This is a genomic window from Geobacillus sp. FSL K6-3411, from assembly GCF_037965715.1.
In the GTDB taxonomy this organism is placed as follows: domain Bacteria; phylum Bacillota; class Bacilli; order Bacillales; family Anoxybacillaceae; genus Geobacillus; species Geobacillus thermodenitrificans.
The window spans coordinates 1-19,986 of record NZ_CP150187.1 but is presented as its reverse complement, the minus strand read 5'-3'; the positions used below and the strand labels follow the sequence as shown (position 1 = coordinate 19,986).

Annotated in this window: 10 protein-coding genes, 2 tRNA genes and 3 rRNA genes; 1 reads left to right on the top strand and 14 read right to left on the bottom strand. The window is 50.2% G+C overall.

Translation table 11 applies throughout. The features are described 5' to 3' along the window. Positions 1-82: 82 nt before the first annotated feature. Together NSQ22_RS00075 and guaB are read right to left on the bottom strand one after the other, a co-directional pair. Positions 83-1,447, bottom strand: coding sequence for a serine hydrolase (locus NSQ22_RS00075; RefSeq protein ID WP_087959808.1), 1,365 nt, complete (start codon positions 1,445-1,447; stop codon positions 83-85). A gap of 103 nt (positions 1,448-1,550) precedes the next feature. Then, on the bottom strand, positions 1,551-3,017 hold the full coding sequence (gene guaB / locus NSQ22_RS00070; protein WP_008882089.1) for an IMP dehydrogenase: 1,467 nt from the start codon (positions 3,015-3,017) through the stop codon (positions 1,551-1,553). A 126-nt stretch (positions 3,018-3,143) separates the two neighbouring features. On the opposite strand from guaB, the gene NSQ22_RS00065 reads away from it, so the two are divergent. Then, positions 3,144-4,130, top strand: coding sequence for a YaaC family protein (locus NSQ22_RS00065; protein ID WP_008882090.1), 987 nt, complete (start codon positions 3,144-3,146; stop codon positions 4,128-4,130). Positions 4,131-4,166: 36 nt separating this feature from the next. On the opposite strand, the gene rrf is transcribed toward NSQ22_RS00065, so the two are convergent. From rrf to dnaA, 12 genes are all read right to left on the bottom strand, one after another. Continuing rightward, positions 4,167-4,283: ribosomal RNA gene (gene rrf / locus NSQ22_RS00060) — 5S ribosomal RNA — on the bottom strand. Positions 4,284-4,527: 244 nt separating this feature from the next. Further along, positions 4,528-7,456: ribosomal RNA gene (locus NSQ22_RS00055) — 23S ribosomal RNA — on the bottom strand. 187 nt (positions 7,457-7,643) lie between these two features. Continuing rightward, positions 7,644-7,719: transfer RNA gene (locus tag NSQ22_RS00050), tRNA-Ala, on the bottom strand. Positions 7,720-7,730: 11 nt separating this feature from the next. Further along, a tRNA-Ile gene (locus NSQ22_RS00045) sits at positions 7,731-7,804 on the bottom strand. 224 nt (positions 7,805-8,028) lie between these two features. Continuing rightward, positions 8,029-9,585, bottom strand: a 16S ribosomal RNA gene (locus NSQ22_RS00040). Together the 16S, 23S and 5S rRNA genes with 2 tRNA genes alongside form the textbook arrangement of a ribosomal RNA operon. A gap of 421 nt (positions 9,586-10,006) precedes the next feature. After that, positions 10,007-11,068 carry an HD-GYP domain-containing protein gene (locus NSQ22_RS00035; RefSeq protein ID WP_081157358.1) on the bottom strand — a complete coding sequence of 354 codons (1,062 nt, stop codon included), beginning with the start codon at positions 11,066-11,068 and terminating at the stop codon, positions 10,007-10,009. A 127-nt stretch (positions 11,069-11,195) separates the two neighbouring features. Then, entirely contained in the window at positions 11,196-13,664 is a 2,469-nt protein-coding gene (gene gyrA, locus NSQ22_RS00030; protein WP_011886592.1) for a DNA gyrase subunit A, read from the bottom strand. A gap of 152 nt (positions 13,665-13,816) precedes the next feature. Further along, positions 13,817-15,733, bottom strand: a complete 1,917-nt coding sequence (gyrB, locus tag NSQ22_RS00025) for a DNA topoisomerase (ATP-hydrolyzing) subunit B (protein WP_201768435.1) — start codon at positions 15,731-15,733, stop codon at positions 13,817-13,819. Between the two features lie 51 nt (positions 15,734-15,784). Beyond that, positions 15,785-16,903, bottom strand: a complete 1,119-nt coding sequence (gene recF / locus NSQ22_RS00020; RefSeq protein WP_008880836.1) for a DNA replication/repair protein RecF — start codon at positions 16,901-16,903, stop codon at positions 15,785-15,787. A gap of 11 nt (positions 16,904-16,914) precedes the next feature. Beyond that, positions 16,915-17,136 (bottom strand): S4 domain-containing protein YaaA, encoded by a 222-nt coding sequence (yaaA, locus tag NSQ22_RS00015; protein ID WP_011886590.1) that lies wholly within the window; start codon positions 17,134-17,136, stop codon positions 16,915-16,917. A 189-nt stretch (positions 17,137-17,325) separates the two neighbouring features. Beyond that, positions 17,326-18,462, bottom strand: a complete 1,137-nt coding sequence (dnaN, locus tag NSQ22_RS00010; protein ID WP_029761071.1) for a DNA polymerase III subunit beta — start codon at positions 18,460-18,462, stop codon at positions 17,326-17,328. A 171-nt stretch (positions 18,463-18,633) separates the two neighbouring features. After that, positions 18,634-19,986 carry a chromosomal replication initiator protein DnaA gene (dnaA, locus tag NSQ22_RS00005; protein ID WP_011886589.1) on the bottom strand — a complete coding sequence of 451 codons (1,353 nt, stop codon included), beginning with the start codon at positions 19,984-19,986 and terminating at the stop codon, positions 18,634-18,636.

The following is a 19,986-nucleotide window of genomic DNA, read 5'->3' as shown; positions in this document are numbered from 1 at the left end:
AGGATGATTTATACTGTTTTATTTTAACTCAATTTTTACAAAAATCACAATGGAAAAAAGCTCCCCTGGCAGGGGAGTCATTTTACAGCCAACCTTTCACCGCTTTGACCGCGCTCGTCCATAAGTCGGCAAACAGCCCACCGATCGCACGCATTGAGAGCACAAACCAGTTTGCTTTTTCTACCTCGACTGTCGTAACAAGCGGCACCCGGATGTTTTTTTGCATGTCCGGGCTTAAAAAGGCGAGAGAGTCGTCTCCTTTATATTCGAGCGTCATATACCCGACTGTCTCTCCCTTTTTCAACGGAGCAATCAGCTTTCCTTCATTTGTCATTTTTTTCTTGTCCAATACATATACCGGCTTGTATTGTTTTTCCTCGCCGTTTCTGACTAACAGCGACAGTTTTTTACCTGTCTTGACACGAACCTCTTTTTCTTTCCCTTTCGCGACTGGAAGCTTCTCTTTTCCTTTCAGCTGATATCCCTTCGGATAAAGCGTTTGGAGCGAGTATTGATTGAATCCATAGTTAAATAGCTTTTTCGTCTCCTCGAAGCGCGCCTCTTTCGTCGTTTTTCCGCTCGCATTTTTCGCGTTCATAACGACAGAAATAAGGCGGACACCGTTTCGTTTCGCCGTTCCAGTGAAGCAATAGCCGGCAAATTCAGTATAGCCAGTTTTTAATCCGTCTACCCCTTCATATCCGTACACAAGCCCTAGCCCTGGCAACATCCAGTTCCAGTTGTCCATTCGAATTTCATCATCCGTTCCTTCGCGGAACAGTTTCTTTGGAATGCTCGCTGTTTCCAGCACTTCTGGGTGATCTTTCAGCAGCCGGTAGGCAAGGGTCGCCATCGCCCGTGCGGACATGACGTTTTCCTCGTCTTGGCTTGTTCCTTGTGGATGGAATCCCTTTAAGTCACTGTTGCTTAACCCGGTTGAATTGACAAATTTATAGTCTTTGAGCCCAAGCTCTTTCCCCTTTTCATTCATCATTCGCACAAAATTTTTCTCTGATCCGGCAATGATTTCGGCAATCGCGACCGTTGCTGCATTCGCTGAATAAATGGCCATCGCCTCGTACAGCTCACGAACCGTATATTGCCCGTCCTTGCGCAGAGGGACGTTCGACAGCGATCGGTCTTGCGACAGCCGGTACACGTAATCGCTTGGCGTATACGTTTGATCCCATTTGACGCGCTTCGCTTTAATAGCGTCAAGGAGCAAGTATTCAGTCATCATTTTCGTCATACTGGCAATGCCAAGCACCGCATCAATATTTTTTTCGTACAAAATTCTTCCTGTTTGCGCGTCCACTAAAATAGCGGCATCGGCCCGAATATCAAGCGGCGCGCTCTCCGCTTTCACCGTTGCTTGGAACGGCCATAGCGTCAAACAAAGACAAATTGATAGTAGCCAAACAAACCAGTTTCGTTTCTTTGTCTCCACGTCGCACCCTCCTTACACAACCGTTATTGTAACATATGGACAGCCAAAAAAATAGACGGAGAACATGTCTCCGTCAAAGTTAGGTCGATTGGCGCAACCTCGCTTAAAACGCAGAGTAGTTTGGCGCCTCTTTCGTAATTTGTACATCGTGCGGATGGCTTTCACGGAGTCCTGCGCCCGTCATGCGGATAAATTGTGTTTTCTCCCGCAACTCGTCCAAGTTCCGCGTTCCGCAGTAGCCCATACCAGCACGCAGTCCGCCGACGAGCTGGTAAATCGTATCGGCGAGCGGTCCTTTGTATGGCACGCGTCCCTCGATGCCTTCCGGGACAAACTTTTTCGCTTCCTCTTGGAAATAGCGATCCTTGCTGCCTCGCTCCATTGACGCGACCGATCCCATACCCCGGTACACTTTAAAGCGACGTCCTTGATAAATTTCCGTCTCACCTGGGCTTTCTGAGACGCCGGCGAGCAAACTACCAAGCATAACAGCATGCGCTCCAGCCGCCATCGCCTTCACGATGTCGCCGGAATATTTGATCCCGCCGTCAGCGATAATCGGAACGCCATGTTTGCGCGCCTCCGTCGCACAATCGTAAATGGCTGTAATTTGCGGCACTCCAACCCCGGCGACAACCCGTGTCGTGCAAATAGATCCCGGACCGATCCCGACTTTAATAATGTTTGCTCCCGCTTCAATTAAGTCGCGCGTCGCCTCAGCTGTCGCGACATTCCCAGCGATAATGTTCAAATCTGGGTACTGGCGACGGATATTGGCCACTGTCTCGAGGACACCTTTGGAGTGGCCGTGCGCCGTGTCGACGACAATGACGTCAACCCCTGCCTCAACGAGTTTTTTAACACGGATCATCGTGTCCGCTGTCACTCCAACAGCCGCCCCGACGACAAGTCGTCCTTTCGCGTCCTTCGCCGAGTTCGGGAACTCAATCACCTTCTCAATGTCCTTGATGGTAATTAACCCTTTTAGTATCCCGTTTTCATCAACAAGCGGCAATTTTTCGACTTTATGTTGTTGCAAAATTTTCTCCGCTTCCTCTAACGTTGTTCCAACCGGAGCTGTGATCAAATTTTCTTTCGTCATTACCTCGGAAATTTTAATCGAGTAGTCTTGAATAAAACGCAAATCGCGGTTTGTAATAATCCCAACAAGCTTTTGTTCCTCAGCGTTGTTCACGATCGGCACACCTGAGATACGGTATTTGCCCATTAAATGCTCCGCATCGTACACTTGATGATCAGGCGTTAAGAAAAACGGATCAGTAATAACCCCTCGCTCCGACCGTTTTACTTTATCGACTTGCTCAGCTTGCTGCTCAATGGACATGTTTTTGTGGATGATACCAAGACCACCTTGACGCGCCATCGCAATCGCCATTTCGGCCTCGGTGACGGTATCCATGCCAGCGCTAATAATCGGGATGTTCAACTGCAGTGTGTCACTTAACCTCGTCGTGACATCAACATCGCGCGGCAGCACGTCAGATTTTGCCGGGATGAGAAGAACATCGTCAAACGTCAATCCTTCCTTCGCGAATTTCGCTTCCCACATGTTTTCTCCCCCTTGTCCGGAAATATTATTAGTAGCTTAACAACTGGTTAAACTACTGTCAAGGAATCAAAAAAATGTCCTACTTTTCAGTTATTTCCCTACAATTCAGCAACAAGGAGGGCAAAAATGTTCGGAAATACCAAAAGTGCATTCAACCTTTCCGTTTTCCGTTCCGCGGATACCGCGCAACACTTTTTGCAGCAATGCTACAAGCAACAGCAACGCGATGACGCAGTCCAACGCAGTTATACAAATTGTTATCCGTTTTTGTACTATTTGGAGCACGGACAAAACTTTTACGCCGCTGCCCAGCAGGCCCCGTTGTCGATCAAGCCAGTTCTTTTATTTTACGGAATGGTTCAGCTTTTAAAAGCCTGCTTGCTTACCGTTGATCCCAACTACCCGGAGTCAACATCTGTCTTAGCCCACGGGGTGTCAACGAGAAAGCGAAAAAAACAAGGCTATGAATTTTTAGATGACGAAGTAAAAGTACAAAAAAATGGTTTGTTCACTCACTTTTCTGAAAAAATGTTTCATGTGAAACAGGAAGCTGGGGAAAAGTTTCGCATGGGCACACTGTTGCAACGGATTTGTGAACTACATGAAACGTTTTTTTTCCTAGGCGGACGAAAAAAGCCATTATCTTTGCCGATTGTACATAACGTTTCACCACCGATACTGGCCATCCCAAAAACAATTTTAGATCACTATCACATGTCGTTATCCCGATTTGTCCAATACATTGGAGAGGAGGGGCAAGGAAGGAAGCTTGTCTTCATCAAAGAGGAAGGAGAATTTCTTTATTTTGAGACAGCAACGCCGCTATCTTCCGTGGGAGAAGGCCCATTTTTATTTCATCTTAACGGGACATACCATATCCCGACCAAGAAAGAAAAAATTTTTACACTCCCAGAGATTCACGCCCATTACTTGTTGCTCTATAACTTAAGCATGATCTCCCGTTACGAGACCGAATGGTGGAGCGAACTCCTTCACTCCTACTCCAGCAAGGCGTATATTTTTATTCTTCAATTTCTTTCCGTGTCGGCGGAAAAAGTCCCGTTATTGTTGAACGAATATTTGATGCAAAAGCTTTTGGCTAAACCAAATTAAAAACCCCTGCTGTTTGAAACAGCAGGGGTTTCTTTCGCCTAGCAGCGACCTACTCTTGCAGGGGCGCTGGCCCCAACTACCATCGGCGCTGGAGAGCTTAACTTCCGTGTTCGGGATGGGAACGGGTGTTTCCTCTCCGCTATCACCACTAGGCAATATGAAGTTGTGGGATCATTCCCTCAAAACTAGATAACCGTTTTTGGGGAAGAAGCCTCCGCTTGTCGTACTGTCTAGCTCCGGCCGCCATCGGCTCGCGACGCTTCGGTCCTGCTGTGGCGGCGACACATTGCATACGCTCCTGTGGCACCACCCACGCAGAACCAAGCTTTGCTTGGTTCGAGCCTCCTCGCAGGCCCTCCAGCGCGTCTCGCCGATAGGCGGGCGGCCTCCGCTTTTCTAGGTTAAGCCCTCGATCGATTAGTATCCGTCAGCTCCACGTGTCGCCACGCTTCCACCTCGGACCTATCAACCTCGTCATCTTCGAGGGATCTTACTCGCCTAACGCGATGGGAAATCTCATCTTGAGGGGGGCTTCACGCTTAGATGCTTTCAGCGCTTATCCCTTCCGCACATAGCTACCCAGCGGTGCCCCTGGCGGGACAACTGGTACACCAGCGGTGCGTCCATCCCGGTCCTCTCGTACTAAGGACAGCTCCTCTCAAATTTCCTACGCCCACGACGGATAGGGACCGAACTGTCTCACGACGTTCTGAACCCAGCTCGCGTACCGCTTTAATGGGCGAACAGCCCAACCCTTGGGACCGACTACAGCCCCAGGATGCGATGAGCCGACATCGAGGTGCCAAACCTCCCCGTCGATGTGGACTCTTGGGGGAGATCAGCCTGTTATCCCCGGGGTAGCTTTTATCCGTTGAGCGATGGCCCTTCCATGCGGAACCACCGGATCACTAAGCCCGACTTTCGTCCCTGCTCGACCTGTCCGTCTCGCAGTCAAGCTCCCTTGTGCCTTTGCACTCTCCGAATGATTTCCAACCATTCTGAGGGAACCTTTGGGCGCCTCCGTTACCTTTTGGGAGGCGACCGCCCCAGTCAAACTGCCCACCTGACACTGTCTCCCACCCCGATAAGGGGTGCGGGTTAGAATTTCAATACCGCCAGGGTGGTATCCCACCGACGCCTCCACCGAAGCTGGCGCTCCGGCTTCCCTGGCTCCCACCTATCCTGTACAAGCGATACCAAAATTCCATATCAGGCTGCAGTAAAGCTCCACGGGGTCTTTCCGTCCTGTCGCGGGTAACCTGCATCTTCACAGGTAGTATAATTTCACCGGGTCTCTCGTTGAGACAGTGCCCAAGTCGTTACACCTTTCGTGCGGGTCGGAACTTACCCGACAAGGAATTTCGCTACCTTAGGACCGTTATAGTTACGGCCGCCGTTTACTGGGGCTTCGGTTCGCACCTTCGCTTGCGCTAAGCGCTCCCCTTAACCTTCCAGCACCGGGCAGGTGTCAGCCCCTATACTTCGCCTTTCGGCTTCGCAGAGACCTGTGTTTTTGATAAACAGTCGCTTGGGCCTTTTCACTGCGGCTCTTCGGGGCTCATCACCCCAAAGAGCACCCCTTCTCCCGAAGTTACGGGGTCATTTTGCCGAGTTCCTTAACGAGAGTTCTCCCGCGCGCCTTAGGATTCTCTCCTCGCCTACCTGTGTCGGTTTGCGGTACGGGCACCTCTTCCCTCGCTAGAGGCTTTTCTTGGCAGTGTGGAATCAGGGACTTCCGGATCAAATCCGTCGCCATCACAGCTCAGCCTTTACGGCCAGCGGATTTGCCTACTGGCCAGCCTTACTGCTTGGACAGGCTCTTCCAGCCGCCTGCTCACCCTATCCTCCTGCGTCCCCCCATCGCTCAAACGGGAAGGAGGTGGTACAGGAATCTCAACCTGTTGTCCATCACCTACGCCTTTCGGCCTCGGCTTAGGTCCCGACTAACCCTGAGCGGACGAACCTTCCTCAGGAACCCTTAGGCTTTCGGCGCAGAGGATTCTCACCTCTGTTTTCGCTACTCATACCGGCATTCTCACTTCTAAGCGCTCCACCAGTCCTTCCGGTCTGGCTTCGATGCCCTTAGAACGCTCCCCTACCGATGACCAACGGTCATCCCGCAGCTTCGGCGGCACGTTTAGCCCCGGTACATTTTCGGCGCAGAGTCACTCGACCAGTGAGCTATTACGCACTCTTTAAATGGTGGCTGCTTCTAAGCCAACATCCTGGTTGTCTTCGCAACTCCACATCCTTTTCCACTGAACGTGCACTTGGGGGCCTTAGCTGGCGATCTGGGCTGTTTCCCTCTTGACCACGGATCTTATCACTCGTAGTCTGACTCCCAAGGATAAGTCATTGGCATTCGGAGTTTGACTGGGTTCGGTAACCCGATGAGGGCCCCTAGCCCAATCAGTGCTCTACCTCCAAGACTCTCACCTTGAGGCTAGCCCTAAAGCTATTTCGGGGAGAACCAGCTATCTCCAAGTTCGATTGGCATTTCACCCCTACCCACACCTCATCCCCGCACTTTTCAACGTACGTGGGTTCGGGCCTCCAGCCGGTGTTACCCGGCCTTCACCCTGGACATGGGTAGATCACCTGGTTTCGGGTCGACGACGACGTACTCAAACGCCCTATTCAGACTCGCTTTCGCTGCGGCTCCGCCTCTTCGGCTTAACCTCGCACGCCATCGTCACTCGCCGGTTCATTCTACAAAAGGCACGCCATCACCCATGAACGGGCTCTGACTACTTGTAGGCACACGGTTTCAGGTTCTCTTTCACTCCCCTTCCGGGGTGCTTTTCACCTTTCCCTCACGGTACTGGTTCACTATCGGTCACTAGGGAGTATTTAGCCTTGGGAGATGGTCCTCCCTGCTTCCGACGGGATTTCCCGTGTCCCGCCGTACTCAGGAGCCGCTCGGGAGGGAACGAAGTTTCGACTACAGGGCTGTCACCTTCTCTGGCCGGCCGTTCCAGACCGGTTCGTCTACCCCGTTCCTTTCTCACTCCCATCTGAGCGGTCCTACAACCCCAAGAGGCACGCCTCTTGGTTTGGGCTGTTCCCGTTTCGCTCGCCGCTACTCAGGGAATCGCATTTGCTTTCTTCTCCTCCGGGTACTAAGATGTTTCAGTTCCCCGGGTGTGCCCTCCATGCCCTATGGATTCAGGCATGGATCCTGCCCCATTACGGGCAGGGGGTTTCCCCATTCGGACATCTCCGGATCAACGCTTGCTTACAGCTCCCCGAAGCGTTTCGGCGTTTGCCCCGTCCTTCATCGGCTCCTAGTGCCAAGGCATCCACCGTGCGCCCTTTCTAGCTTAACCTACAGCGCGTTTCGGCTTCTTCCTTATTGTCTAGCTTCGGCGCCTAGCTCTCTTCCGCCAAATAACCTTCCCCCTTGGGGTGCAAGCACCCCTGCGGGTGAAGAACATTTGGCTTCGAGAACTGACCGCGGCACCTCAGCTTTTCCGGTTATCTAGTTTTCAAGGAACGATTTCTATTCATCGAAAATGGTGGAGCCTATCGGGATCGAACCGATGACCTCCTGCGTGCAAAGCAGGCGCTCTCCCAGCTGAGCTAAGGCCCCATAATCCAAGATGGGCCTAAGTGGACTTGAACCACCGACCTCACGCTTATCAGGCGTGCGCTCTAACCAGCTGAGCTATAGGCCCATAACCTCTATATTATTCAAGGAACAACAAGTTCCCTCAAAACTAAACAAGGCTACTACCTTGAGTCAACTTCTTTGCGGCCTTGCGCCGAGGAATCCAGCTCCTCTGAATCACTCGCAGACGCAGGCGCAAAACACCAAGAGAATAACAAATTCCCTCAAAACTAAACAAAACACCAAGCGCCATTATAATCAAACCGAAAGGTTTTGTCAATAAATCCTTAGAAAGGAGGTGATCCAGCCGCACCTTCCGGTACGGCTACCTTGTTACGACTTCACCCCAATCACTTGCCCCACCTTCGGCGGCTGGCTCCCGTAAGGGTTACCTCACCGACTTCGGGTGTTGCAAGCTCTCGTGGTGTGACGGGCGGTGTGTACAAGGCCCGGGAACGTATTCACCGCGGCATGCTGATCCGCGATTACTAGCGATTCCGGCTTCATGCAGGCGAGTTGCAGCCTGCAATCCGAACTGAGAGCGGCTTTTTGGGATTCGCTCCCCCTCGCGGGTTCGCAGCCCTTTGTACCGCCCATTGTAGCACGTGTGTAGCCCAGGTCATAAGGGGCATGATGATTTGACGTCATCCCCACCTTCCTCCGACTTTTAGCCGGCAGTCCCTCTAGAGTGCCCAACTGAATGCTGGCAACTAGAGGCAAGGGTTGCGCTCGTTGCGGGACTTAACCCAACATCTCACGACACGAGCTGACGACAACCATGCACCACCTGTCACCCTGTCCCCCCGAAGGGGGAACGCCCAATCTCTTGGGTTGTCAGGGGATGTCAAGACCTGGTAAGGTTCTTCGCGTTGCTTCGAATTAAACCACATGCTCCACCGCTTGTGCGGGCCCCCGTCAATTCCTTTGAGTTTCAGCCTTGCGGCCGTACTCCCCAGGCGGAGTGCTTATCGCGTTAGCTACAGCACTAAAGGGTGTGACCCCTCTAACACTTAGCACTCATCGTTTACGGCGTGGACTACCAGGGTATCTAATCCTGTTTGCTCCCCACGCTTTCGCGCCTCAGCGTCAGTTACAGGCCAGAGAGCCGCCTTCGCCACTGGTGTTCCTCCACATCTCTACGCATTTCACCGCTACACGTGGAATTCCGCTCTCCTCTCCTGCACTCAAGTCCCCCAGTTTCCAATGACCCTCCACGGTTGAGCCGTGGGCTTTCACATCAGACTTAAAGGACCGCCTGCGCGCGCTTTACGCCCAATAATTCCGGACAACGCTCGCCCCCTACGTATTACCGCGGCTGCTGGCACGTAGTTAGCCGGGGCTTTCTCGTGAGGTACCGTCACCGCGCCGCCTTATTCAAACGGCGCTCCTTCGTCCCTCACAACAGAGCTTTACGACCCGAAGGCCTTCTTCGCTCACGCGGCGTCGCTCCGTCAGACTTTCGTCCATTGCGGAAGATTCCCTACTGCTGCCTCCCGTAGGAGTCTGGGCCGTGTCTCAGTCCCAGTGTGGCCGGTCACCCTCTCAGGCCGGCTACGCATCGTCGCCTTGGTGAGCCGTTACCTCACCAACTAGCTAATGCGCCGCGGGCCCATCCGCAAGTGACAGCCGAAGCCGCCTTTCAACCAAAGACCATGCGGTCTTTGGTGTTATCCGGTATTAGCTCCGGTTTCCCGGAGTTATCCCGGTCTTGCGGGCAGGTTGCCCACGTGTTACTCACCCGTCCGCCGCTGACCGAACAAGAGCAAGCTCTCGTTCGGTCCGCTCGACTTGCATGTATTAGGCACGCCGCCAGCGTTCGTCCTGAGCCAGGATCAAACTCTCCAAAAGAAAGTTGATTGGCTTGCACTTCAGCTCCAGCACCAAAGTACTGTGAGCCTCAGCTTTTCGTATTGTCTAGCTTCGGCCGCTATCGGCTCGCGACGCTTCGTGTCCCGCTGCGGCGGCAACAGCCTCCTCGCGGGCCTCTCAGCGCGTTTCGCCGATAAGCAAGCGACCTCAGCTTTTCTTATGACGCTTGTGTTTTGTTTAGTTTTCAAGGAACTTTTATCATCTCTCAATAATGACAGCTATTAAATGATAACGCATGGACAACGAAAAGTCAATAGTTTTTTTATTTCGTTGTTGCAAGCAAGATAGATTGTATCACGTTACTGTTATTTATGCAACAGTTTTTTTGAAATAATAGTTCACAAAAAACGACCGATCCGTCTCCCACTGTTGCTTTGAGGTGGGAACTTCTCGGTCAACATCATAGAATTTCTTCGATATATAGGTCGCGCTGCTCGACTAATGAAAGCAACTGACCAGTTTTCATCACCTTGACAATCGGCCTTGCTGGTTCGTCGGGCTGGATAAATATCACCTCAGCCGTTTCACCGTTTGATAGTTTGACAATTGCCCCCGTTTGCAAGCTAATGAGATGGTTTACAAGCAAAGCAACCACTTCTGCATTTAATCGACCAAATTGCTCTCGCTGGATGGCTTCAATTGCCCGAAAGGGTGACTGCTTGCGGCGGTATAGACGTTCTGAAGTCATTGCATAGTATACGTCAGCGACCGCAATAAGCTGGCCATATGGATGAATTTTTTCAGCTTTGACTCGTAATGGATATCCGCTGCCGTCATTTCGCTCGTGATGTTGCAACACAGCCAACTTTGCTCCTTGGTTTAATGCCGCAATGTTTTGTACCATCCTATAACTCAAAATAGGATGTTGTTCTATTTCACGAAACTCCTCCTCGGTGAGTGCCGAAGGTTTCATCAAAATTTGGCTGCTTATTTTCGCCATACCACAATCAGATAAAACGCCAGCGAGCACGATTTGATGACATTCACCTTGACTGTAGCCGAGCTGCATGGCTAGAAACCCGGCGAGCAAACCGATGCTGACAGCGTGATGGTATAAATATTCTTCTTTTGTTGTGTAATGGTGAAGCATCAGCAACTCCCGCTTATGCTTTATCATTTTGTTGAAAAGTGGGATGGCGATCTCTCTGATTTCACCGATATCGACCGCTCCCCCCGCTTGCCATGACTGAAACGCTTTTTTATACCGTTGGACTGCTTCTAAATACAACATAACCGGACGTTCGTCGGCCTTCGTTGAGGCGGAGTCGCCTGCAAGGAAGGGCTCACCATTGGCTAATACCGGTTCGATCTCCACCTCATTAATCAGAAACTTGCTAAGCACGTGCAACAACTGCTTAGTGATGACCGTCTTTTTCGGCATAATCGGTTTTTTCGTTTTGCCAATCATATCTTGAGCAAGCACACAACCTTCGCGAAGCTGCTCCAATTTGACGCGCACCATCCGTTTATGCACCTCTGCCTATAACATTTATTTCTATCGTAACATGATTTTCCTTCCAATGGCAGTGCTTTCGGCCCAAAAAAAAAGAAAGACGCTCCGTACCTTAATGGACGGAACGTCATAGAAGCTAAGCCGAATGGCCTTCCTCTTCCTCTTTTTCTTCCTCGGTTACCTTTGCTACGGTGGCGACGCACTCGTGTTCATCTTCACCAGATAGGCGAATGAGTTTCACACCTTGAGCGACTCTCCCTGTTCGGGAAATATCACTGACCGAAATACGGATGAGTACACCACTGGTCGTAATCACCATTAAGTCTTCATTGCCAACGACAGTCGTCACTGCGACGACAGAACCGTTTCTTTCTGTAACGTTGCATGTTTTCAATCCCTTGCCGCCGCGGCTTTGCACTCGGTATTCCGAGGCCGGAGTGCGCTTACCGAATCCTTTTTTCGTGACAACAAGCACGTCGTGGTGGTCTTCTAAAATCTCCATGCTAACGACTTCATCATTGTCATCAAGCGTGATTGCTTTGACTCCGGTTGCGCTACGGCCCATCGTTCGCACATCGGTTTCCGGGAAACGGATAAGCATCCCATTTTTCGTGCCGATAATCAAATGTTTTTGGCCGTCCGTCAATCTGACGGAAATCAGCTCATCCCCTTCGCGCAAATGAATAGCAATGAGCCCATTGTTGCGAATATGGGCGAAGGAGGAAAGTGAGGAGCGCTTGGCGATCCCTTGTTTTGTCGAAAACACAAGGTAACGTTCGTCGTCAAATGTTTCAATCGGGATCATAGCGTTAATCCACTCGTCTTTATCGAGCTCAAGCAAGTTAATGATCGGCAGTCCTTTGGCCGTTCGGCCGAACTCTGGGATTTCGTAGCCTTTCGCCTGATATACTTTCCCTTTGTTTGTAAAAAATAGTACGGTGTCATGGGTCGATGTAATAAGCAAATGTTCGACAAAATCGTCTTCCGATGTGTGCATCCCTTGCACGCCTCGGCCACCGCGCTTTTGACTCCGATATGTCGATAAAGGTAGACGCTTAATATAGCCTTTATGGGTGAGTGTAATGACAATATGCTCATGCGGAATCAAGTCTTCGTCGTCCAGCTGTTCGACAGCTCCAACAACGATTTCCGTACGCCGCTCATCGTTAAATCGTTCTTTAATCTCGCTAAGCTCGTCGCGAATAATTTGCAACACTTTCTCTTCGTCAGCCAACACCGCTCTCAGTTCAGCGATGAGACGGACAATGTCTTGATATTCTTGTTCAATTTTCTCCCGTTCAAGGCCGGTCAGCCGCTGTAGACGCATATCCAAGATCGCTTGTGCCTGCCGTTCACTGAGCGAGAATCGCTCCATCAATCCTTCGCGTGCTGCCTCCGTTGTCTGCGAACGTCGGATCAAGTCGATCACTTCATCCAAATGATCGAGGGCGATACGCAAACCTTCCAAAATGTGGGCGCGTGCCTCGGCCTTTTTGAGTTCGAATGCCGTCCGGCGGCGAATGACCGTTTTTTGATGGTTTAAATAATGCTCCAAGCATTCTTTTAAGTTCAGCACTTTCGGCTCGCCGTTCACTAAGGCGAGCATATTAATTCCGAAACTTGTTTGTAGGGCTGTATATTTGTACAAATTGTTTAAAACGACTTTCGCGTTCGCATCACGCCGCACTTCAATGACGATGCGCATACCGTTCCGGTCCGACTCGTCGCGCAAGTCAGTAATCCCGTCAATTTTTCTCTCACGTACAAGCTCAGCAATCCGTTCAATCAGTTTCGCTTTGTTCACTTGGTAAGGGAGTTCACTGACAATAATCGTTTCTTTGCCATTGGCATGCTGCTCAATTTCAGCCTTAGCGCGCAATGTAATCGAGCCTCGTCCCGTTTCATACGCTTTGCGGATGCCGCTGCGGCCGATAATTTGTCCGGCAGTCGGAAAATCAGGGCCAGGGATGTATTCCATTAAGTCAGCGACTGTCATTTCCGGGTTTTGGCTTAGCGCCAACAAAGCGTCGATTACCTCACCAAGCTGATGCGGCGGAATGTTCGTCGCCATCCCAACAGCGATACCCGATGAACCATTGACAAGCAAGTTTGGAAACCGAGACGGCAGCACCACCGGCTCTTTTTCCGAGCCATCATAGTTGTCTTGGTAGTCGATCGTATCTTTGTTGATATCACGCAACAGTTCCATCGCGATTTTGGACATCCGCGCTTCCGTATAACGCATGGCGGCCGCTGCATCGCCGTCGATCGATCCAAAGTTGCCGTGCCCATCAACGAGCATATATCGATAGTTGAAATCTTGCGCCATGCGCACCATCGTATCATACACGGCGGCATCGCCGTGCGGATGGTATTTCCCGATCACTTCGCCGACAATGCGAGCCGATTTTTTGTACGGTTTATCGGCGGTCATGCCAAGATCGTGCATGGCGTATAAAATGCGGCGGTGCACCGGTTTCAATCCGTCGCGCACATCCGGCAAGGCGCGCGAAACGATGACGCTCATTGCATAATCGAGGAACGAAGAGCGCATTTCTTGGCTAATATTCACTTCGCGAATGCGTGGTTGTTCGTGTTCTGCCATTCGTCCAAACCTCCCTTTTGAACCTCCACCGCTCCGTTCTGCCTTATAAGCGGCAGAAACAGACAAGCGGCAGGCGCCGCTTCGCTCGCGCGCCGGGTGATCCCGTCGGCAAGGTGAAGCGGGGAGGGCGGCCGCTTCCCTCTCTTCTCAGCCTAAATATCCAAGTTTTTCACATAACGGGCGTTTTCTTCAATAAACTGACGACGCGGTTCCACCTTGTCGCCCATTAAAATTTCAAATGTTTCATCCGCGTCAATCGCGTCTTGTAGGCTCACTTGCAGCAATGTTCTCGTTTCCGGGTTCATCGTCGTTTCCCAAAGTTGCTCTGGATTCATCTCGCCCAATCCTTTGTAGCGCTGAATCATCGGTTTTGGCTGAGCCGGCAGTTCGGCAAGAATTTTTTCGAGCTGACGGTCATTGTAAGCATAACGCACTTGTTTTCCTTGCTCGATTTTATATAGCGGCGGCTGGGCGATATAAATGTAGCCGCGTTCGATCAATTCACGCATATAGCGGTAAAAGAACGTCAAAAGGAGCGTGCGGATATGGGCGCCGTCGACGTCCGCGTCGGTCATGATAATGACTTTATGGTAACGCGCTTTTGAGATGTCAAAGTCTTCACCAATGCCGGTGCCAAGCGCAGTGATGATTGCCCGCACCTCATTATTCGACAAAATCTTGTCCAAACGCGCTTTTTCTACGTTAAGAATTTTCCCGCGCAGCGGTAAAATCGCTTGGAAATGTCGGTCGCGCCCTTGTTTTGCTGAACCACCCGCCGAATCGCCCTCTACGACGTACAGTTCGCTGATTGATGGATCTCTCGATGAACAATCAGCCAGCTTGCCGGGCAAGTTGGAAATTTCAAGCGCGCTTTTCCGACGTGTCAGTTCGCGCGCTTTTTTCGCCGCGACCCGGGCGCGCGCTGCCATCATACCTTTTTCGACAATTTTTCGAGCAACAGCTGGATGTTCAAGTAAAAACGTCTCGAACTGCTCAGAGAAAACGGCGTCTGTCACAGTGCGCGCATCGCTGTTGCCAAGTTTTGTTTTCGTCTGCCCCTCAAACTGCGGAGCCGGGTGCTTGATCGACACGATGGCTGTCAGTCCCTCGCGCACATCCTCACCGGTCAAGTTGGCATCGTTGTCTTTAAAAATTTGCTGTTTGCGAGCATAGTCATTGATAATGCGCGTCAGCGCCATTTTAAAGCCGGACTCATGCGTGCCCCCTTCATGCGTATGGATGTTGTTAACGAATGAGTAAATGTTGCTTGTGTAGCCGTCGTTATATTGCAAGGCAATTTCAACGGCGATGCCGTCGCGCTCGCCAGCAATGTAAATCGGCTCTTCGTGCAGCACTTCCCGTGTCCGGTTTAAATGGCGAACATAAGAGCGAATACCACCCTCATAAAAATATTCATTTTTCCGGTTGTCAACCCGTTCGTCCGTTAGGGTAATTTTCAAGCCGCGGTTTAAAAAAGCGAGCTCGCGCAGCCGAGTAGCCAGCGTCTCATAGTCAAACTCGGTTGTTTCTGTAAAAATTTCCGGGTCCGGCTTGAAACGGGTCGTCGTCCCGGTTCGGTCCGTTTCGTCGATAACTTGCAGGTCGGTGCGAGGTTCACCTCGTTCGTATTTTTGGTAGTGGATTTTTCCGTCACGATACACGTAAACTTCGAGCCATTCCGATAAGGCGTTCACAACTGAGGCACCGACGCCATGCAAGCCGCCCGATACTTTGTAGCCCCCTCCACCAAACTTTCCGCCGGCGTGAAGGACAGTCATAATGACCTCAACAGCTGGACGCCCCGTCGCCTCGTGCACATCAACCGGAATACCGCGCCCGTTGTCAGCGATCGTAATGCTGTTATCTTCTCCGATCGTCACATGAATTTCCGTGCAATAGCCGGCCAATGCCTCATCGATACTGTTGTCGACGATTTCCCAGACGAGATGGTGAAGCCCTTTTGGTCCTGTCGAACCGATGTACATTCCTGGGCGTTTCCGAACCGCCTCAAGGCCTTCAAGCACTTGGATTTGGCTCGCATCGTACGCCTGCTCAACCCGTTGTTCCATTGTCATGCCATATCACCTACGCTTTCTTTGCAAACGTTCAACGTTCCACAATCAAGAAGGGGCGGCTACCGAACCGGAGTGAACTCGATAAATGGCCGCTTCTTGAATGAGATCGTGCTTAATGCCGTCGATACTTGTTGTAGTGACAAAAGTTTGCACTTTTTTCCGGATCGCATCAAGGAGGTGGGTTTGTCGGAAGTCATCCAGTTCCGACAACACATCATCGAGCAATAAAATGGGGTAATCTCCTAACTCAGAAAAGATGAGTTCAATTTCCGCTAGTTTGACCGCCAGCGCTGTTGTGCGCTGCTGCCCTTGGGAGCCGAATGTTTGCACGTTTTTTCCATTGACGATAAACGCAATGTCATCACGGTGTGGGCCGACAAGCGTCGTTCCCCGCTGAATTTCCCGCTCTCTCATGGCGGCAAACGTTTCACTGTATGCTTCTACTATTCTCGACAATTCTGCCTTTTCTGATACGTCAACTGATGGTTCGTATCGAATGTGAAGCCGTTCGGCGCCACGACTGATTTCATGGTGGATCGGCATTGCCCATTGCTCGAGCAACGCTAAAAACTGGCGGCGCCGCAGGGTGATTTTTGCCGCCAGCACCATGAGCTGCTCGGTTAATACGTCGAGCACTGCTTCATCGTGTTGCTCACGTGCCTGCATCATTTTCAAGTAATGATTGCGCTGCTGCAACAGCTTTTGATATTGGCTTAAATCATGTATATAAACGGGAGATACTTGCCCGATTTCCATGTCGATAAACCGGCGCCGTACTTGCGGGCTTCCTTTGACTAAATTCAAGTCCTCAGGAGCGAACATGACAACGTTTAAATGGCCAACATATTGGCTGAGCCGCTGCTGTTCAATATGGTTACATCTTGCCTTTTTTCCCTTTTTTGAGATCGTCAGTTCAAGCGCTAAAGAACCGCTTCGCTTTTCTGCTCTTCCTTCTATTTTAGCATAGTCTTCATTCCAACGGATAAGGTCTTTATCGTTCGTGGTGCGGTGCGATTTTGCCATGGCCAGAACATAAATGGCCTCCATCATGTTCGTCTTTCCTTGGGCGTTTTCCCCTAAGATGATGTTAACGCCTTGGTCAAAACTTAACGTCTCATGTTCATAATTGCGGTAGTTCGTTAGTGTTAAGTTAGTCAGAAACACCCGGCCTTCACCTACTCCACTTGCGTGACGATAAACGTGCCGATCCGTTCAATCTCAACTCGGTCGCCGTCTTTCAGTTTCCGGCCGCGCCGGTCCTCTTTTTCACCGTTAACGAATACATTGTATTCTTGCAAAAACCATTTCGCTGCGCCGCCTGTCTCAATCAAATTCACTAGCTTTAGCAGCTGTCCTAACGTAATCGTTTCCGTAGTAATTGTTACTTTTTGTTCCATCTGCTTATCGCTCGCTTTCCTTCAAACTGCCTATTCTTTTATTTTACCGAAAAACTCTTCCACTCGCAAAGAAAGCCGATGAGCAAGGACAGTCAAAGGGATTCCCATCCTTCTCATCGGTCACGGAAAAAGTCATGTTTAAGACAGCACAGCCGTTATGCGCGTAAAGCTAGCTTTATTAAGGGGTTATCAATATGTTCTTACCGGCAAAATAAGCTGAAGCATTGAGTCTGTATGAAGTGGACGCAACAAGAACGGACGCATTGCCCCCGTGAAACTGATTTGAATATCGTTGCCATCAAGCGCCCGCAGCGCATCCATCATGTATTTTGCACTGAAGGAAATGTTTAATTCTTCGCCTTCAATCGACTCGGTTTGCAACTGCTCAGTCACTTTTCCGATCTCCGGAGAAATCGAAGAAATCTCAAGTAATCCTCCAGGGAGCGTCGTCAGTTTCACCACATTGTTTCTTCCTTCCCTTGCAAGCAAGGATGCCCGATCGATCGCTTGCAAAAATTCTTTTGCATTGACGACCATGTTCGTTTTGCTGTCGGTTGGGATCAAGCGGGCTGTCTCCGGGTAATTTCCGTCGAGCAATCGGGAAAAGAACAGAAGATGTTCCGCCTTAAACAACACTTGGTTGGCCGTGATAACGATACTGACTGGAGCATTGCCGTCATCTAAAATTTTGCTCAGCTCGTTGAGGCTTTTCCCTGGAATGACGACATTATATGAAATCGCGTTTTCCGCTTCGATTTTTACTTTGCGCATCGCTAGGCGGTGACTATCTGTCGCCGTGCAAATCAGTTCGCCGTTTTCGACTTTCCAGTTGACACCTGTCAAGATCGGGCGTGTTTCCGATGTTGATACAGCAAACACTGTTTGTCGGATCAGCGTTTTTAATAAATCGGCCGGAATTTGAAACACGTTTTCCTCTTCAATTTGCGGCAAACGTGGATATTCCTCAGCGTTTAAGCCATTGAGACGGAATTCTGAGTGTCCTGAGCGGATGACAGTCAAGAAGTTGTCCTCGGTTTCAATCTCAATGGTTTGTTGAGGCAGCTTTTTGACGATTTCGGCAAAAAAGCGCGCTTGCAGCACGATGCTTCCGGGTCTTTTTACGTCAACAAGCAAGCGTCCCTCTTTTTCGAGCGGAATAAACGACTCAATCGAAATGTCAGAGTCACTTCCGGTCAACGTCACTCCATGAGCGTTTGCTGTTAACTTAATTCCGGTTAAAATCGGGATCGTTGTTCTTGTCGATACAGCTTTCATTACGTCTTGGACGCTTTTTGCCAGCGCTTCGCGATCAATGGAAATGTTCACTTGTCGTTCCTCCCCGTTTAGTTGATGTTCGGAAATAAATTATAAAAATATAAAAATAAAAATTCGTAGTAATAGTCATATGGCTTGTTAGTATGTGGATAAACAAGAAAAGCGAAGTAAGCACAGCCTGTCCACATGTGGATAAGCTGTGCATAAAACAAAGCCGGTTATTCACAGTTGCTTCAGCTTTTCTTGGATTTCTTTTAAATGTTTCTGCAGCTGCGTGTCGGTTTGCAAAAGCTTTGATATTTTTTCATGGGCGTGGATGACCGTCGTATGATCGCGGCCGCCAAATTCGTCGCCGATTTTCGGCAGCGAACAGTCAGTCAGCTCACGGGAGAGATACATGGCGATTTGTCGGGGGAACGCGACCGATTTTGTCCGTTTTTTTGCTTTAAAATCTTCAAGCTTAATGTTGAAATGCTGCCCAACAACGCGCTGAATGTCCTGGATTGTAATTACTTTTGGCTTCGCGCTCGGAATGATATCCTTCAACGCTTCCGCTGCCAAGTCAGCCGTGATTTCTTTATTGATGAGCGATGAGTAGGCGACGACGCGGATAAGAGCGCCTTCGAGCTCACGGATGTTCGAATCAATTTGGTTGGCGATATAAAGCATGACTTCGTTCGGGATGTCAAATCCCTCTGCCTTTGCTTTTTTGCGGAGAATGGCGATCCGCGTTTCTAAATCAGGCGGCGTGATGTCCGTGATCAGTCCCCACTCAAAGCGAGAGCGCAAGCGATCTTCAAGCGTCGGGATTTCTTTTGGTGGCCGGTCACTCGAAATAACGATTTGCTTGCTTTCTTCATGCAGTGTGTTAAACGTATGGAAAAATTCCTCTTGAGTTTGTTCTTTTCCAGCCAGAAATTGAATATCATCAATAAGCAGAACGTCGACGTTCCGGTACTTATTGCGAAAGTCGTCAGGGCGGTTATCGCGGATGGCGTTAATAAACTCGTTTGTAAATTTTTCCGAAGACAAATAGACGACTTTCGCGGATGGGTTATGTTCAATTACGTAATGGCCGATCGCGTGCATTAAGTGTGTCTTTCCAAGCCCGACTCCGCCGTAAATGAAGAGGGGGTTATACGCCTTAGCCGGCGCCTCAGCGACCGCTAACGAGGCGGCATGAGCAAACCGGTTTCCAGAGCCAATAACGAACGTATCGAACGTATATTTTGGATTTAACATGCTCTGTGGGAAGTCGTTCGCCTCTTCATACGGCTTTCGTTGTTTTTTCGCCGACGACGGAAGCTCCAATTTTTCATCAGCCTGATTTGGCGGAATGATAAATTTGACCGCCAGCTCTTCACCGGTAATCGCGTAAATGGTTTCCGCAATTAAATGGGAATAGCGGGAATCAAGCCAGTCTCTAGCAAACTCGTTTGGGGCTACGATGACGAGCGTGTCACCTCGTAAAGAGTGGGCTTTCGTCGATTTAAGCCAAGTTTCAAAGCTCGGCTTGCTAATTTTTCGTTCGATTTCTCCAAGCACGCGATCCCATAAGTCATGGATATTTTCCAC